7 protein-coding genes are annotated in these 5676 nt (G+C 39.3%); all 7 read right to left on the reverse strand.

What is annotated here, in order from left to right; genetic code table 11:
* Positions 1-194: 194 nt before the first annotated feature.
* A complete protein-coding gene (locus tag ACQRBJ_RS15550) occupies positions 195-1187 on the reverse strand; it encodes a penicillin-binding transpeptidase domain-containing protein (RefSeq protein ID WP_298530967.1) in 993 nt (330 codons plus the stop codon).
* Positions 1188-1286: 99 nt separating this feature from the next.
* Positions 1287-1844, reverse strand: coding sequence for a DUF1810 domain-containing protein (locus ACQRBJ_RS15555; RefSeq protein ID WP_445304168.1), 558 nt, complete (start codon positions 1842-1844; stop codon positions 1287-1289).
* A 71-nt stretch (positions 1845-1915) separates the two neighbouring features.
* A complete protein-coding gene (locus ACQRBJ_RS15560) occupies positions 1916-2479 on the reverse strand; it encodes a hypothetical protein (protein WP_445304169.1) in 564 nt (187 codons plus the stop codon).
* A gap of 47 nt (positions 2480-2526) precedes the next feature.
* Positions 2527-2664 (reverse strand): hypothetical protein, encoded by a 138-nt coding sequence (locus ACQRBJ_RS15565; RefSeq protein ID WP_445304170.1) that lies wholly within the window; start codon positions 2662-2664, stop codon positions 2527-2529.
* Positions 2665-2850: 186 nt separating this feature from the next.
* Positions 2851-3525: a caspase family protein gene (locus tag ACQRBJ_RS15570; RefSeq protein WP_445304171.1), complete on the reverse strand. Its 675-nt coding sequence runs from the start codon at positions 3523-3525 to the stop codon at positions 2851-2853.
* Between the two features lie 106 nt (positions 3526-3631).
* The gene (locus tag ACQRBJ_RS15575; protein ID WP_445304172.1) at positions 3632-5245 is read right to left on the reverse strand and encodes a protein kinase domain-containing protein; all 1614 of its coding nucleotides are present in this window, start codon (positions 5243-5245) and stop codon (positions 3632-3634) included.
* Positions 5226-5676, reverse strand: a 451-nt coding sequence (locus ACQRBJ_RS15580; protein ID WP_445304173.1) for a hypothetical protein, incomplete at its 5' end; no start/stop codon positions are given. The genes ACQRBJ_RS15575 and ACQRBJ_RS15580, both read right to left, overlap by 20 nt.

The raw sequence follows: 5676 nt of genomic DNA on the forward strand, positions 1-5676 counted from the left end.
GAGAATTTCCTTAGCCATGATTACTCAGATTCTAGATTTTTTATAATCTGCAGGAATTTCTAATGCTAGACAGAAAAAGACAGATGATACCTTGCATTATCTTAAGAAATATCAGAAAAGAGGGTGAGTCATAAGTTCATGACGCACCCTCTTTGTCTTTTGATGAAACATAATCATCTTTAAAGAATTCTTGACTACTTACAAGTTTTCATTATCAGTTCTGCAATCTTTCTAAATGTTTGTCCTGCCATACCTCCTCCGGAAACCGGAATCTCCGGTCTTTTATAGCTGACAAATACCGTGTATTTCGGTTTCTCTACGGGGAAGTAACCACAGAAGTCAGCATAGATGCCATCATCCGTATGGATAGTTCCAGAGGTACCAGCCACATTGACCATTTTTGATTCTGCCTTCTTGCCCAAGCCATTTGTAACATAGAACCTAAAAGCCTTCTTCATTGATTCGATATTCTTCTTTTCTGCAATCATAGAGTCAACCACGATAGCAGAACTATCCTGCGATTTCAGACTAACCATTTTACCTCCATTGGCGATGGCATTGAAGAAGCTCACAAAATTGACTGGCTTTATATGGTGGAAACCCAAAGCATACAAGGGCCAGGAACCTTTGAAAGTAGAATCCTTCTCTAATCCCATTTGCTCCAGCTTTTGCAAGAAGACATCTTTATCTTGATAAGCTACATCTACAGCCTTGTCAATGGCAATACTGGAATTGTATGCTAATCCTTGCAGAAGAGTCAATTCCCCATATCCACCCTTTCTCCAATTATGGTCATAGATGGTATCCTGCCCAACAACATCAATACCGGCATAAGTATCAAACATATCGTCCAGCGATACATTTCCTGTTTCAAGAGCAGCAAGCAGGGATGCACTTCTGAAAAGAAATGTTTCGCGAGCCTTGGAAAATAAGGTGGTATCTGAAACAAGTTTCCCATTATTCTCCTTCAACCCTACCATCGCCCTGAGATTACCAGTCGATGTCTCCACCACAATTGCCATACCTTCCGTAGCGCCATACTCTCCCATTCCCTGTTTGAGCAAACTGTCAACAGAATTCTGCAACTGAAGATTGACTGTACTTACAGGAACCTGTTTATTAGAACAAGCTGCAAATCCCATCACGATAAGCAACACGAATGCTGCAAAAAATACTTTCTTCATCATATCACCTTTATATTATTGTCACTACTATTTCCTTTATTTGTTACAACTTCAGATGTCCTGGTCATATTATTAAGGGAAACCGATGTTCTCTTATTAAGACTATTCTGAATGGTTTAAAAAGAATGCATCCAATACTTCCTTAAACACATCATCAGGACTCACTTTATTGAAGAGACGCATAGAAGTTTTGAGCTTCAGCACGTCAATTCCGCTTCCCATGATATATTTGATGTCCTTATCCTTGTGGAGCAAGAGCGCCTTACAGCATTCACGGAGTCTATCACCCAGAATTTCATGTTCAACATAGGCTCTGGCTTCACCCTCGCCATCCAAGCCATAATATTTTGAATTGTAACTATGTCCGAGTCCCTTCTGTTGCGGGAAGATATACCATATCCAATGGCTTTGTTTTCTACCTCCTTTCAGTTCACTTAAAGCCTGGGTATAGGCAACCTCCTGTGCATCCAGAAAACGCGAGAGATCATAGTGTGGCTGCTGAGCCTTTAGATATCCGATAATGTCGGAAGGTGTAGAATCGGACGCTAAGCTTTCGCCAGCGACAATTTTCTCATGATCAATTCGTTTGGGGCATTTACCGGGAACGAATAAAGCACTCAAAGACTTCACAAAAGTGACACCTAATTTAAAAACATTCATCCTCGTTTTAACGTTTTATCTAATTCTACAGCAGTTCCGTTCGCAAATGAATAGGGAGCAATAACCTTACCTTATTTGGAAGTAGAAGATACGGGAACATACACCCCGTAATTCTGACAAACTTCTTTTTGAGAAATACACCAAGAATAATCATTCTCCTCATCCGAAGGGCAGATAGTCATATTTACGAAATTGCTAATTCTCAACTGTAGATACTTGAAATCATGTGCCGACAATATATCGTTAGCACATTCGGTAAAATACGATTCATCTAGCTTTAACTCTTTGGCTCCATTCCAATGAATCTTGACAAGATACTCCTCGCCCGGCATCAATTGAGCTTTACTTCCAAACACAAGTTTCTGTGTTTGCATATCTAGCAAATGTACATAATCCCATACTTCTGCATAAGGGATAACATTTCCCATTTCGAGATAATATTGACCGAACTCATTTCTCTTACGCACTTTCTTATAATCAAATCGAAAATATACACGATCCTCTATCTCTACTAGGTGCCCAGAGATATTTTTTACACCAATATGATATGTAACGCCAAAATCGTTTATCATATAACCATCCAATCTAAATTGCAAGCCATTGGCTACAAAACCATTAAACCATTCTTTTTCCATAATTTTATTCATTATTGATTACTATTTCATTTATATATACACTGCCATTAAACATCAAATGAAGCGATGCCTAACCACCGCTTCACCTTATATGGCGACACCACATACATAATCCCCAAACCAACACCAGCCAAAACGACCAGGCTGCCTAAGGAAACCAAAGTATATTTTAATTCTTTCTTCATTACATTTTATCTTTTAGTTGTTTTCAAGGGACAAAGGTAATGAATTTATTTGAAACGGCATAGAAAACAAGGGGATAAATGTATGAAATAGGGGGCTGGAGGTACCAAATGACAAAACGGATGCTTGACAACACCATTGTTCCAAGATTCCCACTTGGATTTCTTTTTGAATCAATCAAAGGATATTCACCATTTTATTACTGGCATATTCCCATCAAACTTACCCCACATTACGGGATGCTGACGATTCCCAGATGCTTCTACTACTCCTTGATGCACGAAATTATAGATTTCCTTAGCCGTGATAACTCTATCCTTGTTTGTATCAGCACCACCTCGCAAGCCACGTTCCAAGAACACTGTAAACAGACTATTCTTGAAACCTGTCTGTCCCGGAGTTTCTAAGGATTTCTCCGCTGAACGAGAAGAAAGGAAGAACATCACATTCTCTTTAGAATAGTTAGTACTCCTCTTATTCGTATTTCTCATTTTCCCAGCAAAGCAAGCATCCACGAATATCATTTTCTGCTGAGCTTTACTCTGTCTCATAATGCTCAATACAGAAGAGTAATACAAAAATCCATCGTAACACACCAATCCACCAGGCACACCATGACCACTAAAGTATAGGATAATAGCATCAGATGGCGAAGCCTTGGCAAATGTATTACGCATTGCCGTACATACCTTTTTGATCGTAACGTCTGAATTGACAAAACAATCAACCGTAGCATTACCATTCTTGGTAAAGATACCCGATATGGTCTTGGCATCATTCGCACTTACCCGAAGGTCGTTCTGACGGTCGGGATAGTCAGCGATGCCAACACAAACGATATAGGTTCTTGCTTGCAAAAACAAAATGCTAAACAAAAACATGGCTATTATGGATAAAATTCGTTTCATGACAAACTCATTATTATTAGCGAGCAGAATGATAAAATAACAATCCTGCCCGCTATTCTTGCTAAATACAAACAGGTCTTATTGAACGCAAAGTCTGAATTGGCTCATACGTTAAATCAGAATCTTCTTCATTAAAATAAAGATAATAGGCATTCACGTGATGAGCTCTACTAGAACTCCAATAATATCCAAATGTATCTTTTCGATAGATGCCATAGCCACTCTTTCTTCCCGCACTAGGCAGAAAAATACTCTTACCAGAAGGACCCGTAATCTTGCAACCAGTCGCACCATTATAAGTAGTCCAACTCCATCGACAGCGATCAATCAACTCCTTAAATTCTTTTCGAGTAGGTATTCTCAATTTACCACCCGAAAGATTATAAGCTGCATCATATTGGGTACCTGATATTTCTATAATACTTGAGCCTCCATCAAGAGTATATCCATTCATACCATCACCCCATCTATAATACAAGCCGTATTCCTCTGGCTTCGTAGCCCCCAGATTACAACCACACCATTTTACACTAAGTCCAAGATCGACAACATCAGAAGTATCGATATTACTTTCTTGAACCATGTAATCGGTAATATACATCGTAGCCTCTTTATCTTCTTCTTTCAAGAATTTGGGTTTTGGAACATCTAGCGGTTTGGATGACACCTTTTCTTGCACACGTTCAACCTCTTGTGGCTCAGAATCTTCTTTAATTGCAGTTGACATATATAGAGTCTCTTCAGATTGAACCTTCTCGTTTTTTACATGAACTGCCTGAGCATTCTCCGTACTCAGCGCATCCAAGAATTCCTTTATCGTATGATAGCGTTCCTTTCTTCTTGGTTGCATTGCCTTTTCAATAACTCGCTTCGTCTGCTCACTTTTGCCCATCGGCAATTCCGGCAAGCCTTCATCAAAGACAGCAGTTGCTTCAGGAGGAGTTTGACCAGTCAACATCTTGAACATAGTAGCTCCCAAAGAATATATGTCTGTTTCAGGAGAGAACATTCCCAATCCTCCCACACGAGATTGCTCAATAGGTGCATAGCCTACGCTCACTCCAACAGGACTACTCGTAGTCTGTTCACCAGCTACATCATAGTTTTTTGACATACCAAAGTCTATCAAGACCACATCCCCATTCTGTCGCAACAAGACATTGCCAGGCTTCACATCCAAGTGGTTCATATTATGAGCATGGATATACTGCAAGGCAGATGCTATCTGTCTCGTATATTTCAAGGTTTCATCTTCCGACAAAGAACCTTTCTTCTCTATCAAATCCGACAAAGAACCACCATCGATGTACTCCATGACATAGTAAGCGGTACCATTCTCCTCAAACACATCCAACACCTTAATAATATGAGGATGAGTCAACTTAGAGATATTCTTCGCTTCCTTGATAAACTTTTGGCGAAACTTCTCCACCAAATCAGCACTTCCTGTAGAAGGAACCGTTACCATTGATGATGCTTCATCACGATTACAGAGTTCCTTCATAAAGAATTCCTTGATTGTCACTTCGATTTCTGCATCAATCGTGCCCAAAGCGCCAGCTACAGAAACCTTCTGCTTAGCCAAATAGGTGATTCCGAAACCACCTTGACCGAGCACTCGCTCTATTTTGTACTTGCCATTGCAAAGAATGGCGTTATCGTTTAGTTGTTTCATGATTTTCCAATAATGACTTTATATCATCCAACATACCTTTGTACGCAGCCACCTCTTGTTCCAAGAACTTTTTGGAAACCTCTAACTCTTTTATTTCTTTAGAATGTTGAGCAAGAATCTTATCTCGAAACACCATGAAAGAAAGCTGTCTTGCCTCAAACAAACTACAATCACGAATTTTCATATATACATCCCAAACTGTCTGCATTTTATCGTTCCAAGGAGTATCACAAGAATAAAGAATACCAGAGTTATCATCATCTCTTCGTAGATACATCACTTGATTTGCATAACATCCACTTTTATCTACATACAACTTGTGATTTGCATCCAAGCGATTATGCCAAACATTTCCCATTGGGTCAATGTAATTAATATCATACCATGTATAGCGTACATACTCTGCAAGTTTTTTATACGAATGTATTAAT

The organism is Prevotella sp. SGI.167, from assembly GCF_050313615.1.
In the GTDB taxonomy this organism is placed as follows: domain Bacteria; phylum Bacteroidota; class Bacteroidia; order Bacteroidales; family Bacteroidaceae; genus Prevotella.